Here is a 2,233-nt window from a genome sequence, read left to right as displayed (position 1 = left end):
AGAGCATGTTGGTTGAATTGGGGCATGCAGTCGTGGCAAGCCCTCCGATGCCATATCGGCTCTTGAAGCTGGCTGAGGGTCATGGATAATCAGGTTCGCATTTAAGATGGACAAGCTTGTTGCTGCCTGTCTGCTCGCCACCCCCGTCACCGCCAAGGAGTGGAAGACGGTACGCTTTGGCGTGGAGGGGGCCTATCCACCCTTCTCATGGACCGATGCGTCCGGAGAGATCAAGGGATTTGACATCGATCTTGCCAACGCCCTGTGCCAGCAGATGGCCGTCAGGTGCGAACTGGTGGCCCAGGATTGGGACGGCATGATCCCGGCCCTGCTGTCGCGCAAGTACGACGCCATCATCGCTGCCATGTCGATCACCGACGAGCGGCGCAAGAAGGTCGACTTCACCGAGAAATATGCCCACATTCCCAACCGCTTCGTGGCGGCCAGGGGCACCGAACTGACGCTGACGCCGGAAGGGATGGCGGGCAAGCGCATCGGCGTGCAGCGGGCCACCACCCACGACAAGTACCTGACCGACAACTTCGGCTCCAGCGTCACCATAGTGCGTTACGGCAGTGCCGATGAAGCCTACCTCGACCTGAAGGCGGGACGGGTGCTGGCCCTGCTGGCCGACGCCTCAGCCATCGAACAGGGGTTGCTTGGCAAGGAAGGGGGCGACAAGTTCGACTATGTGGGGCCGGCCCTGACCGACCGTCAATGGTTTGGCGACGGCATGGGGATCGCGGTGCGCGAGGGGGATCAGGATCTCAGGGCCAGGCTGAACGACGCCATCAAGGCCCTGTGCGCCAACGGCAAGTATCAGGAGATCAACCGGAAGTACTTCAAGTACGATATCTATGGCGGTTGATGGGTAACAGTCGGAGGGAGCCTGCTCCCTCCTTTTTCATGCAGCAAGGAGAGACCCCATGTTGACCCTGATCGAGGGTGCGCAGATCCATAGTCCGGCCCCGCTCGGCCAGCAGGATCTGCTGGTGGCGGATGGCCGCATCGCCTGGATGGGCAAGGGTCTGACGGTTCCGGCCGACTGGCCACTGACGCGGGTGGACGCTGGCGGCCGCTATCTGGTGCCCGGACTGGTGGACCCGCTCGCCCATATCACCGGAGGCGGCGGTGAGGGAGGCTTCGGCTTTCGCACGCCGGAGCTCTTGGCAAGGGAAGCTCTGGCGGCGGGGGTTACCACGCTCGTGGCGGCGCTCGGCACCGACAGCCTGACCCGCAGCCCGGCCCAGGTGCTGGGGAAGGTGCGCGAGTTTCGCGCCGCCGGGGTGAGCGCCTTCATGTACACCGGCTCCTACCACCTGCCGGTCAAGACCCTCACCGGCACGGTGGAGTCGGACATCATGCTGATCCCCGAGGTGCTGGGGGTAGGGGAGGTGGCCATCAGCGATCACAGGTCCAGCGCCCCCACCCACGACGAGCTGGCGCGGCTGGCGAGCGAGGCGCGGGTGGCCGGGCTGTTGTCGGGTAAAAGTGGCGTCAGCTTCTTTCACCTGGGGGATGNCGTTGCGGGACGGCACCGACATCCCGCAACGCCAGCTCTACCCCACCCACTGCAACCGCAACCCCTGGCTCTTTGCCGAGGCCATCGAGTGGGGTCGGGCAGGCGGCTGGGTCGACCTCACCACGTCGAGCTTCCCGGACCTGCTGGATGACGGAGAGCGGCTCGCGGCCGACGCCCTGGTGGCGTTGCTGGCGGCCGGCGTGCCCGTGGATCGCATCAGCTTCAGCTCGGACGCCAACGCCAGTCTGCCGCGCTTTGACGGCGAGGGGCGACTCATCGAGCTGCGCTGCGGCCAGATAGGGAGCCTGTGGCAGGAGGTGGTGGCGGCCTGCGGCAAGGGGGTGGCGCTGGAGACGGCACTGGCGGTAGTGACGGCCAATCCGGCCAGGGCGCTGGGGCTTGCGAGCAAGGGTACCCTGGGGGTGGGGCAGGATGCGGATCTGCTGCTGATCGATCCTGATACGTTCGCCATCGAGCGGGTGATGAGTGGGGGTCGGTGGCGCACCTGAGCCAGTGTGCGCCCGTCAGTAAACGAAAAGCCCGGCACTGCTGCCGCAATGCTGTTCACTTAAGAGAATTTGAGTTCCAGTCCACGTAGTATCAGGGCTAAAAAATGAGGTTCATCGCGGCTTTCCGGGGAAGGCCGCCTTGATTTTCAGAAAAAAGTATTCTGAGTCCCTAAATCCATATGCCATACGCTTTATCACTTTG

Annotated in this window: 1 protein-coding gene and 1 pseudogene; both read left to right on the top strand. The window is 63.9% G+C overall.

Annotated features, from left to right (window positions below):
- The first annotated feature begins 106 nt into the window (after positions 1-106).
- Positions 107-868, top strand: coding sequence for an ABC transporter substrate-binding protein (locus AB5Y64_RS16380; RefSeq protein ID WP_043156607.1), 762 nt, complete (start codon positions 107-109; stop codon positions 866-868).
- A 58-nt stretch (positions 869-926) separates the two neighbouring features.
- Positions 927-2,031 (top strand): annotated as a pseudogene (gene iadA / locus AB5Y64_RS16375) (beta-aspartyl-peptidase).
- The last annotated feature ends 202 nt before the right edge of the window (positions 2,032-2,233 follow it).

Source organism: Aeromonas sp. R5-1 (assembly GCF_040908265.1).
Classification (GTDB): domain Bacteria; phylum Pseudomonadota; class Gammaproteobacteria; order Enterobacterales; family Aeromonadaceae; genus Aeromonas; species Aeromonas caviae.
The sequence above is the reverse complement of the archived record's forward strand: the minus strand, read 5'-3'. Positions and strand labels throughout refer to the sequence as shown.

Bases quoted from the DNA above. Each gene is read 5' to 3' on its own strand.
- AB5Y64_RS16380 (WP_043156607.1), top strand. From the start codon at position 107: ATGGACAAGCTTGTTGCTGCCTGTCTGCTCGCCACCCCCGTCACCGCC.